Source organism: Actinoplanes sp. NPDC048796 (assembly GCF_040650035.1).
Lineage (GTDB): Bacteria > Actinomycetota > Actinomycetes > Mycobacteriales > Micromonosporaceae > Actinoplanes.
This window is the reverse complement of the sequence record NZ_JBEZGO010000003.1, coordinates 59,547-74,587: the sequence shown is the minus strand read 5'-3', so window position 1 is coordinate 74,587 and position 15,041 is coordinate 59,547. Positions and strand designations below refer to the sequence as shown.

17 protein-coding genes are annotated in these 15,041 nt (G+C 69.7%); 13 read left to right on the top strand and 4 right to left on the bottom strand.

All coding sequences use genetic code 11. The features are described 5' to 3' along the window. The first annotated feature begins 22 nt into the window (after positions 1-22). The 6 genes from AB0C26_RS14055 to AB0C26_RS14030 are packed head-to-tail and all read left to right on the top strand — an operon-like array spanning position 23 to position 7,165. Positions 23-1,465 (top strand): alpha-N-arabinofuranosidase, encoded by a 1,443-nt coding sequence (locus AB0C26_RS14055; protein ID WP_360246696.1) that lies wholly within the window; start codon positions 23-25, stop codon positions 1,463-1,465. Beyond that, the gene (locus AB0C26_RS14050; RefSeq protein WP_360246694.1) at positions 1,465-2,799 is read left to right on the top strand and encodes an ABC transporter substrate-binding protein; all 1,335 of its coding nucleotides are present in this window, start codon (positions 1,465-1,467) and stop codon (positions 2,797-2,799) included. The genes AB0C26_RS14055 and AB0C26_RS14050 overlap by 1 nt, the downstream gene beginning before the upstream one ends. After that, a complete protein-coding gene (locus tag AB0C26_RS14045) occupies positions 2,789-3,721 on the top strand; it encodes a sugar ABC transporter permease (protein ID WP_360246692.1) in 933 nt (310 codons plus the stop codon). The genes AB0C26_RS14050 and AB0C26_RS14045 overlap by 11 nt, the downstream gene beginning before the upstream one ends. Further along, entirely contained in the window at positions 3,718-4,542 is an 825-nt protein-coding gene (locus tag AB0C26_RS14040; protein ID WP_360246690.1) for a carbohydrate ABC transporter permease, read from the top strand. The genes AB0C26_RS14045 and AB0C26_RS14040 overlap by 4 nt, the downstream gene beginning before the upstream one ends. 2 nt (positions 4,543-4,544) lie before the next feature. Continuing rightward, the gene (locus AB0C26_RS14035; protein WP_360246688.1) at positions 4,545-6,182 is read left to right on the top strand and encodes a family 43 glycosylhydrolase; all 1,638 of its coding nucleotides are present in this window, start codon (positions 4,545-4,547) and stop codon (positions 6,180-6,182) included. An 11-nt stretch (positions 6,183-6,193) separates the two neighbouring features. Beyond that, complete coding sequence (locus AB0C26_RS14030; RefSeq protein ID WP_360246686.1) at positions 6,194-7,165, top strand: glycoside hydrolase family 43 protein; 972 nt, start codon at positions 6,194-6,196, stop codon at positions 7,163-7,165. On the opposite strand, the gene AB0C26_RS14025 is transcribed toward AB0C26_RS14030, so the two are convergent. From AB0C26_RS14025 to galE, 3 genes are read right to left on the bottom strand one after another with little or no spacing between them, the layout of a single operon-like run. Continuing rightward, entirely contained in the window at positions 7,162-7,365 is a 204-nt protein-coding gene (locus AB0C26_RS14025) for a hypothetical protein (RefSeq protein WP_360246685.1), read from the bottom strand. The two genes, AB0C26_RS14030 and AB0C26_RS14025, sit on opposite strands and share 4 nt — an antisense overlap. 40 nt (positions 7,366-7,405) lie before the next feature. Continuing rightward, positions 7,406-8,554, bottom strand: coding sequence for a galactokinase (gene galK / locus AB0C26_RS14020; protein ID WP_360246683.1), 1,149 nt, complete (start codon positions 8,552-8,554; stop codon positions 7,406-7,408). A 1-nt stretch (position 8,555) separates the two neighbouring features. Further along, complete coding sequence (gene galE / locus AB0C26_RS14015; protein ID WP_360246681.1) at positions 8,556-9,569, bottom strand: UDP-glucose 4-epimerase GalE; 1,014 nt, start codon at positions 9,567-9,569, stop codon at positions 8,556-8,558. A 138-nt stretch (positions 9,570-9,707) separates the two neighbouring features. Between galE and trpS the strand changes: the two genes are divergently transcribed. The 4 genes from trpS to AB0C26_RS13995 are packed head-to-tail and all read left to right on the top strand — an operon-like array spanning position 9,708 to position 12,594. Further along, positions 9,708-10,730 carry a tryptophan--tRNA ligase gene (trpS, locus tag AB0C26_RS14010; protein WP_360246679.1) on the top strand — a complete coding sequence of 341 codons (1,023 nt, stop codon included), beginning with the start codon at positions 9,708-9,710 and terminating at the stop codon, positions 10,728-10,730. Between the two features lie 6 nt (positions 10,731-10,736). Then, positions 10,737-11,258 carry a 2'-5' RNA ligase family protein gene (locus tag AB0C26_RS14005; RefSeq protein WP_360246677.1) on the top strand — a complete coding sequence of 174 codons (522 nt, stop codon included), beginning with the start codon at positions 10,737-10,739 and terminating at the stop codon, positions 11,256-11,258. A 21-nt stretch (positions 11,259-11,279) separates the two neighbouring features. Then, positions 11,280-12,191 (top strand): YihY/virulence factor BrkB family protein, encoded by a 912-nt coding sequence (locus AB0C26_RS14000; protein WP_360246675.1) that lies wholly within the window; start codon positions 11,280-11,282, stop codon positions 12,189-12,191. A gap of 7 nt (positions 12,192-12,198) precedes the next feature. Then, the gene (locus tag AB0C26_RS13995) at positions 12,199-12,594 is read left to right on the top strand and encodes a hypothetical protein (protein WP_360246673.1); all 396 of its coding nucleotides are present in this window, start codon (positions 12,199-12,201) and stop codon (positions 12,592-12,594) included. On the opposite strand, the gene AB0C26_RS13990 is transcribed toward AB0C26_RS13995, so the two are convergent. Next, positions 12,584-12,865 carry a hypothetical protein gene (locus AB0C26_RS13990; RefSeq protein WP_360246671.1) on the bottom strand — a complete coding sequence of 94 codons (282 nt, stop codon included), beginning with the start codon at positions 12,863-12,865 and terminating at the stop codon, positions 12,584-12,586. The two genes, AB0C26_RS13995 and AB0C26_RS13990, sit on opposite strands and share 11 nt — an antisense overlap. Before the next feature lie 83 nt (positions 12,866-12,948). On the opposite strand from AB0C26_RS13990, the gene AB0C26_RS13985 reads away from it, so the two are divergent. From AB0C26_RS13985 to AB0C26_RS13975, 3 genes are all read left to right on the top strand, one after another. Further along, a complete protein-coding gene (locus AB0C26_RS13985; RefSeq protein ID WP_360246669.1) occupies positions 12,949-13,359 on the top strand; it encodes a hypothetical protein in 411 nt (136 codons plus the stop codon). A 28-nt stretch (positions 13,360-13,387) separates the two neighbouring features. Then, a complete protein-coding gene (locus tag AB0C26_RS13980) occupies positions 13,388-13,648 on the top strand; it encodes an SCO4848 family membrane protein (protein ID WP_360246667.1) in 261 nt (86 codons plus the stop codon). A gap of 195 nt (positions 13,649-13,843) precedes the next feature. Then, a complete protein-coding gene (locus AB0C26_RS13975) occupies positions 13,844-14,941 on the top strand; it encodes a BMP family ABC transporter substrate-binding protein (protein ID WP_360246665.1) in 1,098 nt (365 codons plus the stop codon). Positions 14,942-15,041: the final 100 nt, after the last annotated feature.

Sequence of the window (15,041 nt, the reverse complement as noted above, 5' to 3'; positions counted from 1 at the left end):
TGCAACGTTGTAAAAACGTGGCATGGCAGTGGCGCACCTCACTCTCGATCCCGCCTTCTCCGTCGCACCGGTCGACCGCCGGCTCTTCGGCTCCTTCGTGGAGCACATGGGCCGCTGCGTCTACACCGGCATCTTCGAACCCGGTCACTCCACCGCCGACGACGACGGCCTGCGGGGCGACGTGCTCGAGCTGGTCCGTGAGCTCGGCGTCAGCACCGTGCGCTATCCGGGCGGCAACTTCGTCTCCGGTTACCGCTGGGAGGACGGCGTCGGCCCGCGCGGCGACCGTCCGCGCCGCCTCGACCTGGCCTGGCGCGCCCTGGAGAGCAACGCCTTCGGGCTCAACGAATTCATGCGATGGACCGGCCTGGCCGGCGTCGAGCCGATGATGGCGGTCAACCTCGGCACCCGGGGCGTGGAGGCCGCGGCCGAGCTCGTCGAGTACTGCAATCTGGCCGACGGCACGGCCGCGGCCGATCTGCGCCGCAAGCACGGCGTGGCCCGGCCGCACGACGTGAAGCTGTGGTGCCTGGGCAACGAGATGGACGGCCCGTGGCAGATCGGCAGCCTCACCGCCCTCGAGTACGGCCAGCTGGCGGCCCGGGCCGGGCACGCCATGAAGCGGGTCGACCCGAGCATCGAGCTGGTCGCCTGCGGCAGCTCCAACTCGGGCATGCCGACCTTCGCGTCCTGGGAGGCGACGGTCCTCGAGCAGGCGTACGACCAGGTCGACTACATCTCGCTGCACAACTACTACGACCCGGAGAAGTACGACGAGGCCACCTTCCGGGCGTCCGCGGTGGACCTCGACGGGTTCATCGACGACGTCGTCGCCACTGCCGATTTCGTACGGGCGAAGCTGCGCCGCAGCAAGCGCATCAAGCTCTCGCTCGACGAGTGGAACGTCTGGTACCAGAGCCGCTTCACCGAGCCCGAGGACCGGGACATCGAGGAGCTGCCGGCCCTGATCGAGGACGACTACAACGACACCGACGCCATGGTGGTCGGCAACCTGCTGATCAGCATGCTGCGCCACGCCGACCGGCTGGCCGTCGGCTGCCAGGCCCAGCTGGTGAACGTGATCGCGCCGATCCGGACCGAGCCCGGGGGCCGGGCCTGGCGGCAGACCATCTTCCACCCGTTCGCGCACACCGCCCGGCTGGCCCGCGGCACGGTGTTGCGGCCCGCGCTGACCGCGCCGGCGATGACCACCGGCCGCTACGGCGAGGTGCCCGCGGCCGACGCCGTCGCCACCCACGACGAACAGACCGGCGACCTCACGATCTTCGTCGTCAACCGCGGCACCGAGCCGCTGCCGCTCAGCCTCGACCTGCGGGCCTTCCCGCGGCACCGCCTGGCGCGGCACTTCACGCTCACCGGCGAGACGGCCGTCTCCCCGGCGAGCGAGCTCGTCCTCCCGCCCGTCTCCTGGCACGCCCTGTGCCTCACTCCCGAGGAGTCATAGTGAATCTTCAGTTCTCTCGTCGAGGCCTGCTCGGCCTCGGTGCCGGCGCCGGTGGAGCCGTGCTCCTGAGCGCGTGCGGCGACAGCGGACCGAACGAGAAAGTCACCGGAGGCGGGCAGAACGCCGCGCCGGCGCCGACGGCGTACACCGGCCCGAACGTGGCCCTGGCCTTCTGGAACGGCTTCACCGGTGGTGACGGCCCGTTCATGAAGAAGCTGGTCGACCAGTTCAACACCGAGCACCCGAACATCAAGGTCTCGATGAACACCTACCAGTGGGCCGACTACTACCAGAAGGTGCCGGCCGCGGTCGCCACCGGCAACGGCCCCGACCTCGGCATCATGCACGTCGACAACGTGGCCACGAACGCCGCGCGAGGCGTGATCCTGCCCCTGGAGGACCTGGCCAAGGCGCTGAACTTCAAGGCTGAGGACTTCTCGCCGCCGGTGTGGAACGCGGGCGTCTACAACAACACCCGCTACGCGATACCGCTCGATGTGCACCCACTTGGCTTCTTCTACAACAAGACGGTCATGGAGAAGGCCGGCCTCGACCCGTCGAAGCCACCGGCCACCGACGAGGAGTACAAGGCCGCGCTGGAGCAGATGAAGGCCAAGGGCATCCAGGGCGACTGGGTCACCCCGTTCGAGTTCACCGGCAGCATGCAGTTCCAGTCCCTGCTCTGGCAGTTCGGCGGCAACCTCTTCGACGAGCAGGCGACCAAGGCGCTCTACGCCGAGCAGCCCGGAGTGCAGGCGCTGACCTGGATGACCGACCACGTCAAGAACGGCTGGAGCCCCAAGAACGTGGCCCAGGACGCCGACCTCGTGGCCTTCCGCAACGGCAAGAACGCCTTCAACTGGAACGGCATCTGGACCATCAACACGCTCAAGGAGGACAAGAACCTCCAGTGGGGTGTGGCGCCGCTGCCGCAGATCGGCACGCAGAAGGCGGCGTGGGCCGGCTCCCACCAGTTCGTGCAGTTCAAGCAGAAGGCCAAGGACGAGAACAAGCTGGCCGCGGGCAAGGTCTTCATCAACTGGATCAGCCAGCACTCGATCGAGTGGGCCAAGGGCGGCCAGGTGCCGGCCCGGGCCGAGATCCGCGACAGCGCCGAGTTCAAGGCGCTGCCGGAGCAGGCGGCGATCGGCTCGCAGATCGACGACCTGCACTTCCTGCCGCCGAAGCCGGGCATCGCGGACGCGATGGCCACCGTGGTCACCGCGATCAACGAGGCTGTCCTGGGACGTAAGGAGCCGGCCAAGGCGCTGTCCGACGGCGCCGCCAAGGCCAACCAGCTCCTGGAGCAGAACGCGAAGAAGTATGGCAGCTGACCTGGCAGTCAAGGAGCAGGCGAGGACGGAACCGCGTGCCGGGGGCCGGATCCGGCGTACCGGCACGCTCACCCCGTACCTCTTCGTCCTGCCGTACTTCGTGGTCTTCGCGACGTTCGTGCTGGCTCCGGCGGTCTACGGATTGTGGATCAGCCTGCACGACTGGGACTACCTGCTGCCGGGCAAGCCGTTCGTGGGGCTCGACAACTACAAGGCGCTGTTCGACTCGAGTTCGGCCGTCTTCAGCTTCTTCTGGGAGAGCATGTCGGCGACCGGGATCTTCACGGTCCTCAGCGTGCCGCTGCTGCTGACCGTGCCGCTGGCGATCGCGTTGATGCTCAACCGCCGCTTCCCGGGGCGGACCTTCTTCCGGGCGGTCTACTTCGCGCCGTACGTCCTGGGCGTGGCCGTGATCGGTGTGCTCTGGCGTTTCCTGCTCGACCCGAACCTGGGTGTGGTCAACGCGATCCTGCCCGGCGCGGCGCCGTGGACGACGGCGCTCCCGTGGGCCTGGGTCACGCTGGTCGGTGTCACGGTCTGGTGGACGCTCGGCTTCAACGCGGTGATCTACCTGGCCGGGCTCCAGGACATTCCGCGCGAGCTGTACGAGGCGGCCCGCATCGACGGCGGCGGCAAATGGGCCGAGTTCCGGCACGTGACGCTGCCCGGCCTGCGCCCGGTGCTGCTGTTCGTCACCGTCAACACGATCCTGGTGTCGGCCAACATGTTCGGGCAGTCGTACCTGATCACGCAGGGCGCGCCCGGCACCGAGACCCGCACGGCGATCATGTACATCGCCCAGGTCGGCCTGGCCGACTACAAGATGGGCAGCGCCGCCGCCATGAGCTACCTGCTCACCGTCGGCCTGCTGCTGATCAGCGCGATCGTGTTCCGCCTGTTCCGGGAGAAGGACGCATCATGAGACGCGTACGGCCCATCGCCTGGTACACCGTCCTGATCGGACTCAGTCTGGTCTTCATCGCGCCCCTGGTGTGGATGCTGCTCACCGCGTTCAAGACGCCCGGCGAGGCGACCCGGGTACCGCCGACGGTGTTCCCGCAGGAGCCCACCACCAGCGCCTTCGACACGCTGATGGGCAACGACCAGACGCCGGTGCTGCGCTGGTTCCTCAACAGCGTGCTGGCCGCGACCGGGCAGGCACTGCTCGTGCTGGCGATCGCCTCGATGGCCGCGTACGCCCTGGCCCGCCTGGAGTTCCGGTTCAAGCGGCTGATCTTCGGCATGATCATCGCGACGCTCTTCATCCCGAGCTTCGTGCTGATCATCCCGAACTTCCTGATCGTCGACCGGTTCGGCATGCTCGACACCCTCTGGGCGCTGATCATCCCGGGGGCGGCCGGCGCATTCGGCGTCTTCTTCCTGCGGCAGTTCTTCCTGGGCCTGCCCCGGGAGTTGGAGGAGGCGGCCGTGCTCGAGGGGGCCAACTCCTGGCAGATCTTCACCCGGGTGGTGCTGCCGCTGTCGAAGCCGGCCCTGGCCACCCTCGCGGTGATCAGCTTCCTGACCAACTGGAACGACTTCATCTGGCCGATCTACGTGCTGTTCAGCCCCGACCAGTTCACGCTGCCGCCCGGCCTGGCGATCCTGCAGGGCGCCTACACGATCAACTACCCGGTGATCATGGCGGGCGCGCTGATCGCCAGCATTCCGGTGCTGCTGCTGTTCGTGGTGGCGCAGCGCTACGTCATCGAGGGTGTCTCCCGCTCCGGCCTGAAAGGATGACCATGCGACGCCTGGTCGCCGCGGTTGCGGCGCTGCTGCTCCTGCCCGCTCTGACGGCCGCCGGAAAGCCCCGGCCGCAGAACCCCGTTTCCGCCTCCTTCGCCGACACCTTCGCCGACCCGGTCATCGTCCGGGGAGACGACGGGCTCTATTACGCGTACGGCACCTCCGACCCGTTGCGTGAGGGCGAGCGCACGCCGCATCGCATCCCGATGGCGCGTTCGGCCGACCTGGCGAACTGGAAGTACGTGGGCGACGCCTTCACCGGCCTGCCCTCCTACGCGGCGGAGGGCGCCTCCCTCTGGGCTCCCGACGTTCGCAAGATCGGCGGCCGCTGGGTCATGTACGTGACCGTGACCGAGACGTCCCCCGGGGCGTCGGCGATCGGCGTCGCCACCGCGCCCACGCCGACCGGACCGTGGACCTTCACGGCCGAACCGGCCGTGCCGCCGCGCGCGGCCCCCGGCGGCGGCTGGTGGTGGACCTTCGACCCGGCCCAGCTGACCACGCCCGACGGCCGCAAATACCTCTACTACGGCAGCTACTTCGGCGGCATCTGGGTCAGCGAGCTCACCGCCGACGGCCTGCGGATCACCGGCACGCCGACGCGGGTCGCGATCGACAACAAGTTCGAGGGCGCGTACGTCGTCCGGCGCGACGGCTGGTACTACCTGTTCGCCTCCTCGGCCAACTGCTGCGCCGGCCCGACCACCGGATACTCGGTCTCGGTGGGCCGCTCGCGCAGCCCGCTCGGCCCGTTCACCGACCGCGACGGCCTGCGGCTCGACGTCTCCCGGGCCGGCGGCACCCCGGTGGTCGCGCCGAACGGCGACCGCTGGGTCGGCACCGGCCACAACGGACTGATCACCGACCGCTCCGGCCGGGACTGGCTGGTCTACCACGCGATCGACCGCGACGATCCGTACCTCGACGAGCCGTTCGGCATCAACGAGCGCCCGATGCTGCTCGACCGGCTGTACTGGGTCGACGGCTGGCCCACCGTCGACCGCCGGCCGGTGCCGCGGCCCGGACGGCCGCTGCCGGCGTACTCCACCGAGTTCGCCACCCTCGGCACGAACTGGGACTTCGTCCGGCCTGACCCGGCCGTCACGGTCAGCGGGGGAGCGCTGCGCTGGCCGGTGCAGGGCGCCGACCTGACCGGCACGTCGAACAACGCGGGCGTGCTGCTGCGCGACCCGCCGCCGGGATCGTGGATCGCGGAGACGAAGCTGACGCTTCCGCTGGGCGAGGACACGGTGCGCAACTACCAGCAGGCCGGCCTCATCGCGTACGCCGACGACGATCTTTTCGCCCGGCTCAGCGCGGTGGCGATCTGGAACACGCGGCAGGTCGAGTTCGGCAAGGAGATGCCGTACGCGGGCGCGCTGTCCTACGGGGGCACGATCGCCGGCACTCCGGGACTCGAGACGACGTGGCTGCGCCTGGCCCACCGGATCGACCCGGCCAACGGCGAGCACGAGTACCGGGCCGGGGTCAGCCGCGACGGCAAGCGCTGGACGTGGGGCGGGACCTGGACCCTGCCCGCTGACAGCTCGCCCCGCCTCGGGCTGGTGGCGCACGGCGGGGCCGAGCCGGCGGTCACGGCGTCGTTCGACTACCTCCGGTTCTACCGGTGGTGAGATTTTGGTTGGTGGCGTCGCTCGTACTGCTGGCCGCGTGCGGCGCCGACCCGCCTCCGGAGGGGAACAAAGTGGACACCTTCACCAATCCGGTCTTCGACCAGAACTTCCCCGATCCGGGCGCTCTTCTCGTGGACGGAACCTGGTACGCGTACGGAACCAACAATGAGACCCAGAACGTACCGATCCTGACCTCGGCCGATCTCGTGCACTGGACCGCCGCGGGCGATGCCCTGCCGCGGGTGGGCAAGTGGGCCGAGCGCGGGCACACCTGGGCGCCCGAGGTGATCGAGGGCCCGGGCGGCACCTACCTGCTGTACTACACGGCCCGGGCGACCGCGACCGGACGGCAGTGCGTCGGTGTCGCCGTGGCCGGCGCGCCCGCCGGCCCGTTCGCCGACGACTCGGACGAGCCGCTGGTCTGCCAGGCCGACGAGGGCGGGTCGATCGACGCCAGCCCCTATGAAGACGAGTCCGGCGGCCGCTGGCTTTACTGGAAGAACGACGGCAACGCGATCGGGCAGCCGACCTACCTGTACGGCGCCCGGCTCGACGACTCCGGCCGCGCGATCGCCGGCGAGAGCAAGCGCCTACTGCGCAACGACGCCGACTGGGAGGCGCACGTCATCGAGGCACCCCAGATGGTGCGCCACGACGGAAAGCTCTACCTCTTCTACTCGGCCAACGCGTTCGACGCCGACGCGTACGCCCTGGGCTACGCGATCTGCGACGGCCCGCTCGGCCCGTGCCGCAAGGCGCCGGAGAACCCGATCCTGCGCTCGTCGGCCGCCGCGGCCGGACCCGGCCACGGCTTCCTCGTCACCCTGCCCAGCGGCGCGACCTGGATGCTCTACCACGCCTGGCCGGACGGCGCGGTGGGCAGCGTGGTCCCCGGCCGGCAGCTGTGGCTCGACCGGGTGGAGTGGATCGACGAGCGCCCGGTGGTCAAGGGGCCGACCGCCGAGGCGCAGCCGGTGCCCTAGGACTCGTCCTGGTGGTGGTGGCGGCCCTCCGCCGCCTCCTCGATCGCCTCGACGATCGAGCCGGTCAGGTCACCGGCCGGAACGGCGATGCTCTCGCCGAAGCCCTCGGCGGGCTCCCGCTCGGGCTGCGGTGCGGTGCCGGCCCCGGCGAAGCCGAACTCGTTCGGCTCGTTCTGCTCTGTTTCCCGTGGAGTGGTCATGCCCCCGCACATACCCGCGGGGGCATGACCTGAAGCGTTCCTAGGCGGTGATCGCGGTCGCGCCGGGCCCGGCCGTGACGGTCCAGCAGGTGGGCGCCTGGAAACCCCGTTCGGCGTACGCCGCCTCGACCGCCCCGGTGGTCACATCGGCCTGGCCGGCCTCGATGAGGGCCAGGACGCAGCCGCCGAAACCGCCGCCGGTCATCCGGGCGCCGAGAGCGCCGGCCGCGATCGCGGCCTCGACCGCGACGTCGACCTGGGCCACGGTGATCTCGAAGTCGTCGCGCATCGAGGCGTGCCCGGCGGTCAGCACCGGGCCGATCTCGCGGACGCGCCCCTCGCGGAGCAGGGCGACCGTGTCGAGCACCCGCTGGTCCTCGGTGACGATGTGGCGCACCCGACGGCGCATCACCTCGTCGTCGAGGCGGGACAGGGCGGTGTCGAGGTCGGCCACCGAGATGTCGCGCAGCGCGGGGACGCCCAGGATCGCGGCGGCCTCCTCGCACGACTTGCGGCGGGCGCCGTACTCGCCGTCGACGTGCTGGTGCGGGGCGTTGCTGTTGATGACCAGGATGGCCAGGCCCTCGGCGGCCAGGTCGAACGGGATCTGGTCGACCTCGAACGAGCGGCAGTCGAGGAAGAGGGCCTTGCCCTCCTGGCACCGGATCGAGGCCGACTGGTCCATGATGCCGGTGGGCGCGCCCACGTAGACGTTCTCGGCCCGCTGGGCGATCGACGGCCGCCGCTCGAGCGGCACGTCCAGCCGGCCCAGGTCGATCAGCGCGGTCAGCACGGCCGACTCCAGGGCGGCCGACGACGACAGGCCGGAGCCGAGCGGCACCTCGGAGGCGAGCGCGATGCGGGCGCCGGGCACCTCGTGGCCGTCCTCGGCCAGCGCCCAGACGACACCGGCCACGTAGGCGGCCCAGCCGGTGACCTCGCCGGGCCGGGTCAGCCCGAAGGAGACGGCCTCGTCGGTGAAGGTCGAGCAGACGGTCCACTCGCCGGCCGGGGCCGGGCTGACCGCGGCCACGGTGCGCTGCGGCAGCGCGAACGGCAGCACGAACCCGTCGTTGTAGTCGGTGTGCTCGCCGATCAGGTTGACCCGGCCGGGCGCGGCCCAAAGGCCTTGAGGTTCGGAACCGAACTGCTTGCGGTACGCCTCGACGGCGTCAGTCACGACACTCATGTCAGCCTTCAGTCCGGTTAAGGGCGGCGGTGGGGTGGTCGGACAGGACGTGCTTTCGGTAGAAGGTCCAGGCGTCGCCGATCATGTCCTGCAGGGTGTTCTTTTCCGGCACCCAGCCCAGGTCCTCGCGGGCGCGAGCGGACGAGGCGACCAGGGTGGCCGGGTCACCCTCGCGGCGCGGGGCGATCTCGATCGGCAGCTCGGCCCCGGTGACCTCGCGGGCCGCCTCGACGACCTGGCGGTTGGAGAAGCCGTTGCCGTTGCCCAGGTTGTAGATGCGGTGCTCGCCGGGGGTGGCGGCGTCCAGCGCGAGGAGGTGGGCGCGGGCCAGGTCTTCCACGTGGATGTAGTCGCGCACGCAGGTGCCGTCGGGCGTCGGGTAGTCGTCGCCGAACAGCTGGAGCTTGTCGCGCTTGCCGGCCGCGGCCTGCAGCGTGATCGGGATCAGGTGGGTCTCGGGGTCGTGCCGCTCGCCGATCTCGTGGCCGTCGCGGATGTAGGCTCCCGCGACGTTGAAGTACCGCAGGGAGACCGCCGCCAGGTTGTGCGCGAACGTCTCCGAGGTGAGCGCGTAGTCGAACGCCAGCTTGGTCGCGCCGTACGTGTTGGTGGGCGCCTTGGCCGCGTTCTCGGTGATCGGCAGCTCGACCGGGTTGCCGTAGACGGCGGCGGTGGAGGAGAAGATGACCCGCGGCACCCGGGCGGCGCGGATCGCGTCGAGCAGGGCCAGCGACTTCACCACGTTGTCGTGCCAGTACAGCTCGGGCTTGCTCATCGACTCGCCGGCCTGGATGAGCCCGGCGAAGTGCAGCACCGCGTCGAAGCCGGCCTCGGGGGTCAGCACCTGGGCGGCGTCGGCGATGTCGGCCTGGACGAAGGTGGCGTCGGGCGCGACGGCCTCACGGAAGCCGCGGACCAGACTGTCGAGGACGACAACCTCGTGTCCGGCGTCGAGCAACAGGCGGCTGGTGATGCTGCCTACGTAGCCGGCACCCCCGGTGACGAGCAGTTTCACGGTGCGGTTCCCCCTAGCTGGGCTTTTCAGTCAAGCCTACGTTCCACCACTTTCGATCAAAAGTCAACAGGTTCGAACATGCGACAGGGCCCGCCGGGGTGTTCGCGCCTCGCCGTGGGGGACTGACACAATGGGCTCATGTCCGATCTCGCCCGTCGCCCGCGCGTGCTTTCCGGCATTCAGCCGACCGCCGATTCGTTCCACCTCGGCAACTACCTCGGCGCGGTGCGCAACTGGGTGGCGATGCAGGAGACCCACGACGCGTACTACTGCGTCGTCGACCTGCACGCGATCACGATGGGCCACGACCCGGCCGCCCTGCGGGCCCGGACCAGGATCTCGGCCGCGCAGCTGCTCGCCGCCGGGCTCGACCCCGAGCGCTGCACGCTGTTCGTCCAGTCCCACGTGCCCGAGCACGCGCAGCTCGGCTGGGTGCTCAGCTGCATCACCGGGTTCGGCGAGGCCGGCCGGATGGTCCAGTTCAAGGACAAGTCGGCCAAGGCCGCCGACTCCACCACCGTCGGCCTGTTCACGTACCCGATCCTCCAGGCCGCCGACATCCTGCTCTACCAGGCCGACCAGGTGCCGGTGGGCGAGGACCAGCGGCAGCATCTCGAGCTCACCCGCGACCTGGCCCAGCGGTACAACACCCGCTTCGGCAAGACGTTCACGGTCCCCTCGGCGTACATCGTCAAGGACACCGCGAAGATCACCGACCTCCAGGACCCGACGTCGAAGATGTCGAAGTCGGCCTCGTCGCCGAACGGCATCATCGAGCTGCTCGAGGACCCGGCCCGCTCGGCCAAGAAGATCAAGTCCGCGGTGACCGACACCGGGCGCGAGATCCTCTACGACGAGGAGAACAAGCCGGGCGTGAGCAACCTGCTCACCATCTACGCCGCGCTCACCGCGCGGACCATAGACGATCTGCTCGAGGCGTACGAGGGACGCGGCTACGGCGACCTCAAGAAGGACCTGGCCGAGATCGTGGTCGAGTTCGTCAAGCCGATCCAGGAGCGGACCCGCGCCTACCTCGACGACCCCGGATACCTCGACAAGGTGCTCGCGATCGGCGCCGAGAAGGCGCGCTCGGTCGCGTCGGGGACGCTCGCCGAGGCGTACAAGAACATCGGTTTCCTGGCCCCCGCCCGCGAGGTCTGACCAACGGTGCTCACTACCCGCATCGGTGTGGCCATCGACATCCCCGAGCCCTGGGGCGAGCAGTTGACTCGCCGCCGGGCCGAGGCGGGCGATCCGCAGGCGGCGTACACCCCGGCCCACGTCACGCTGCTGGGGCCGACCGAGGTGCGCACCGAGGCGCTGCCGGCGATCGAGCGTCACCTCGAGAAGGTGGCCGCGGCCCAGCCGCCGTTCACCATCCACCTGCGCGGCACCGGCACGTTCCGGCCGGTCACCGAGGTGGTGTTCGTGACGCTGGCCGTCGGCATCAGTGAGTGTGAGCTCCTGGCCGAGGCGATCACGTCGTCCGACGAGGTCAACCGCGACTCCCGCTTCCCGTACCACCCGCATGTGACGGTGGCCCAGGACGTGCCGGCCGAGGCCCTGGACGCGGCGTTCGAAGATCTGGCCGGCTTCTCGGCGAAGTTTCCGGTGCCGGCCTTCACGCTCTTCTCGCACGGCGGCGAAGGGCCGTGGAAACGCCGCCGCGACTACGCGTTGGGTTCGTAGTTTTTCGGCTACCTTCAGCGCGTGAATCCGATCGATCGGGCGTACGACACCGCGGAGATGCAGATTCTCCGCCTTCGCCGGCGCTCGAAGTACTTCGATCACCTCAGCCGGGCCCTGCTGCGTTTCTGGGAGGCGCAGGGTGGGCGACTGGCCGCGGCCATCGCCTACTACGGGTTCTTCGCGGTCTTCGCGCTGCTGCTGATCGGGTACTCGATCTTCGGCATCCTGCTGAACAACAACAAGGAGCTGTTCGAGGTCGTCAGCGACTTCCTCCGGCAGAACCTGCCCTTCCTCGACGTGCCGGCGATCCTGGCCAGCGGCAAGACGGTCGGCATCGTGGGCATCATCGGCCTGACCTTCACCGGTATCGCCTGGGTCGAGGCGATCCGGTCGTCGCAGCGGCTGATCTGGCGCCTCAACGAGCAGCCCGGCTACATCGGGGTGCGGCAGGCGCTCGACCTGCTGGTGCTGCTCGGCATCCTGGCCCTGCTGGCGCTCAGCCAGCTCGCCGTCTACGGCCTGGAGAAGCTGCTGGCCTGGATGGCCGACGGCATCGTCCAGTCCGGGGTGAGCTGGATGCTCACGGTGGCGGTCAACATGCTGCTCGCGGCGGCGCTGCTGGCCGCCGTGCCGCGCCTGCGGATGACGGTGCGCCGGATGGTCCCGCCGGTCCTGCAAGTGGGCATCGGTGTGACCCTGCTCAACACCGTGGGCAAGTCCTTCGTCGGCCTGGTCCAGCGCAACCCGGCCTACGGACTGGTCGGTTCGGCCGTCGGCGTGCTGGTTTACCTGTACGTCTTCAACCAGCTGCTGCTCTTCGGGGCGGCCTGGGCGGCGACCAGCCCGCACGGCCGCGTGATCGACCTGTCAGCTGACGATAAAAGTGCTCCGGTGGGGCAAAATACCTGGATTCGGCACAGCCGCCCGGAATGATGTGCCCGTGGGCACTCTCGTGACGCTCGACCTGCCCGCCGGATCGCCGGTGGCCGACCTCCCCTGGGTCATCACCATCGGCGCGCTCGGCGACGAGGAGGACTGGGAACCCGTGGTCTGCGGGCCGTACGAGCGCGCGCACGCGCTCGCCCTGGCCCAGGCCGTCGTGGCCGACGAGGACCTGATGGCGGTGGTCGAACCCCTGCTGCCACGGCCCGACGCCGAGTCCATCCGGGAAGAGATCGCGCTGGCCCGGGCGGTCGCCGAGGCTCCCCTCGACGAGAAGGACGACCAGGAGGAGTACGAGACCAGGCGGGTGCGCCCGGGCCGCCCGCCGACCGAGGCCGAGGTGCGCGAGGGCTGGTCCCGGATAGCGGCCCGGCTGACCGTCCCTACCGGTTGAGCAGCTCCCGGACGCCCCGCATGTAGGTCTCCTTGTCCGGCGAGCCGGTGAGGATCCGCTGCAGGGCATAGCCCGGGACCAGGGAGAAGAACGCGGTGGTGACCGCCGCGCCGGCGGGTCGGCGGCGGCCGGTGCGGGCGGGGCCGTGGTGAAGGACGTCGTGCCGCTCGACGCGGACGACCCGCGCGGGGCCGGGTTCGGGGCGGCCTTCCTGCCGCTCGCGATCACCAGCATGATCGCCGGGATCATGGTCTTCCTGCTGCTCAAGCACCGCACGGCCCGCGTGGCCGGGCTGCTCGCCTACGGCGCGTTCGCCGGGCTCGGGGCCGCCTGCAGCACTTCTGGCTCGGCATCGTGCCAGGTGACTACCTGGCCGTGGCCGGGGCGCTGGGCCTGTTCGCGCTCGGGATGTCGGCCGCGGTGGCCGGGCTGGCCGCCCTGTTCAGTGAGCCGGGCAGAGTTCTCGGCGCGCTGACTTTCTTCCTGGCCGGTAACGCGATCTCCGGCCTCTCGGCGGCGCCCGAACTGTTGCCGCAGCAGTGGGGAGCGGTCGGGCAGTGGTTGCCGATCGGCGCCGGCGGGTCGTTGCTGCGCTCGGCCTCCTACTTCGACGGCTGCGGGGCGAGCTTCCCGGCCGCCGTGCTCACGGCGTACGCCATCGGGGGCCTGGTCCTGGTGTTGATCGGCCGCAAGCGGCTCGGAACGGCCCCGGCGGAGGTCGTGGAGGAGACGGTGGCCTCACCCGAGCTGGTCCCGGCGAGGTGAGTGACCGGCCCGCTGCGATAGTGGGCGCATGGTGATCTCGCGGCGATGGGCGGTCTTCCTGACGGCGGTCGGGGTGTGGACCTGGGTGATCTGGCCCCGGTTCGGCCTGGCGATCTGGCAGGACGACCGCTCGTTCGCCGATGGGCGGCCGACGTCCTTTCTGATCGTGCACGCCGTGTTGATCGTCACTTCGCTGGCGGTCGGCACGGTCGTCGGCGTCCTGGGAATCCGGGCATGGCGGACTTGCCGCAAGTTGTCCACTGTCTCGGCCGGTGCGCCGAAAGATTAAGGGCTTGTTACCGCCCGGCCCGGGAAATTGCCGCAGTATCGGATACAAGCGACGGCCAGTGTGCCTTGCGATTGCGGGCAGATAACGGTGCGCCAACAGTCCGGACCAAACTGCCTCCGCCGTCCTGGCCTGCGGCTACGCTCCCGCGTTGAAGACTCACCGACATGTGTCGGTGTGCGTTGGAAGGAGGGCGTCTTGCGCCCAGTACGTGGGAAGCGGATCGTTGCGATTCTCGCGGCAGGTGGGCTGACGCTCGCTGCCGCGGCCTGTGGCGACGCCCCTGACGAGACTCCCGCCGGCGGCAGCTCGAACGCTGCCGCCGCCGCATACAAGGCCTGCATGGTCACCGACACCGGCGGCATCGACGACAAGTCGTTCAACGCGTCCGCGTGGGCCGGAATCAACGCCGCGAAGAGCCAGGCCAGCAACGTCGACGCGAAGGTCGCGGCGTCCTCGAGCGAGGCCGACTACGAGCCCAACCTGCGCGGCTTCGTCACGCAGAAGTGCAACTTCACCCTCGCGGTCGGCGGTCTGATGATCGACGCCACCAAGAAGATCGCGTCGGAGAACACCGGCGCGCAGTTCGGCATCGTGGACGGCGTCGTCGCCGGCCAGAGCAACGTCTACCCGATGCAGTTCGCCACCGACGAGGCCGCGTTCCTCGCCGGCTACCTGGCCGCGGGCTACTCGAAGACCAAGAAGGTCGCGACCTTCGGCGGCATGAAGCTGCCGACCGTCGCCATCTTCATGGACGGCTTCGTCGACGGCGTGAAGTACTACAACGAGCAGAAGAAGGCCAACGTCCAGGTCCTCGGCTGGGACAAGGCCAAGCAGGCCGGCTCGTTCACCGACGACTTCGCCAGCCCGGCCAAGGGCAAGGCGCTGGCCAACACGTTCGTCGCCCAGGGCGCCGACGTGATCCTGCCCGTCGCCGGCGGCACCGGCCTGGGCGCGGCCGAGGTCGCGCAGGGCTCGTCCGGCAAGGTCTCGATCGTCTGGGTCGACCAGGACGGTTGCAAGAGCGCCGCGCAGTTCTGTGACGTCTTCCTGACCACCGTCGTCAAGAACATCACCGACGCGGTCGAGAAGGCGGTCGTCGCCGGCGCCACCGGCAAGCCGCTCGCGGCCACCCCGGGCTACCTGGGCAAGCTGGAGAACGAGGGCGTCTCGCTGGCGCCGTACAACAAGTTCGACAGCAAGATCGACGCCACCCTGAAGTCCGAGGTCGACGCGCTGAAGGCGGACATCGTCTCGGGCAAGGTCAAGGTCGAGTCGACCAACGCGCCGAAGTGACGTTGCGCTAGGTAACATTTCGCCGCCGCCGGTTGTGAGCCTCGCTCGCAACCGCGCGGCGGTTTCCCCTGTTCTGCAGCTGAGCGCTTAGGAGATTCCG

What these genes read in the sequence shown, in the direction of transcription:
- AB0C26_RS14035 (WP_360246688.1), top strand. Translation starts at nt 4,545, where the DNA reads ATGCGACGCCTGGTCGCCGCGGTTGCGGCGCTGCTGCTCCTGCCCGCT.
- trpS (WP_360246679.1), top strand. Translation starts at nt 9,708, where the DNA reads ATGTCCGATCTCGCCCGTCGCCCGCGCGTGCTTTCCGGCATTCAGCCG.
- AB0C26_RS14040 (WP_360246690.1), top strand. Translation starts at nt 3,718, where the DNA reads ATGAGACGCGTACGGCCCATCGCCTGGTACACCGTCCTGATCGGACTC.
- AB0C26_RS14025 (WP_360246685.1), bottom strand. Translation starts at nt 7,365, where the DNA reads ATGACCACTCCACGGGAAACAGAGCAGAACGAGCCGAACGAGTTCGGC.
- AB0C26_RS13980 (WP_360246667.1), top strand. Translation starts at nt 13,388, where the DNA reads ATGGTGATCTCGCGGCGATGGGCGGTCTTCCTGACGGCGGTCGGGGTG.
- AB0C26_RS14055 (WP_360246696.1), top strand. Translation starts at nt 23, where the DNA reads ATGGCAGTGGCGCACCTCACTCTCGATCCCGCCTTCTCCGTCGCACCG.
- AB0C26_RS14045 (WP_360246692.1), top strand. Translation starts at nt 2,789, where the DNA reads ATGGCAGCTGACCTGGCAGTCAAGGAGCAGGCGAGGACGGAACCGCGT.
- galK (WP_360246683.1), bottom strand. Translation starts at nt 8,554, where the DNA reads ATGAGTGTCGTGACTGACGCCGTCGAGGCGTACCGCAAGCAGTTCGGT.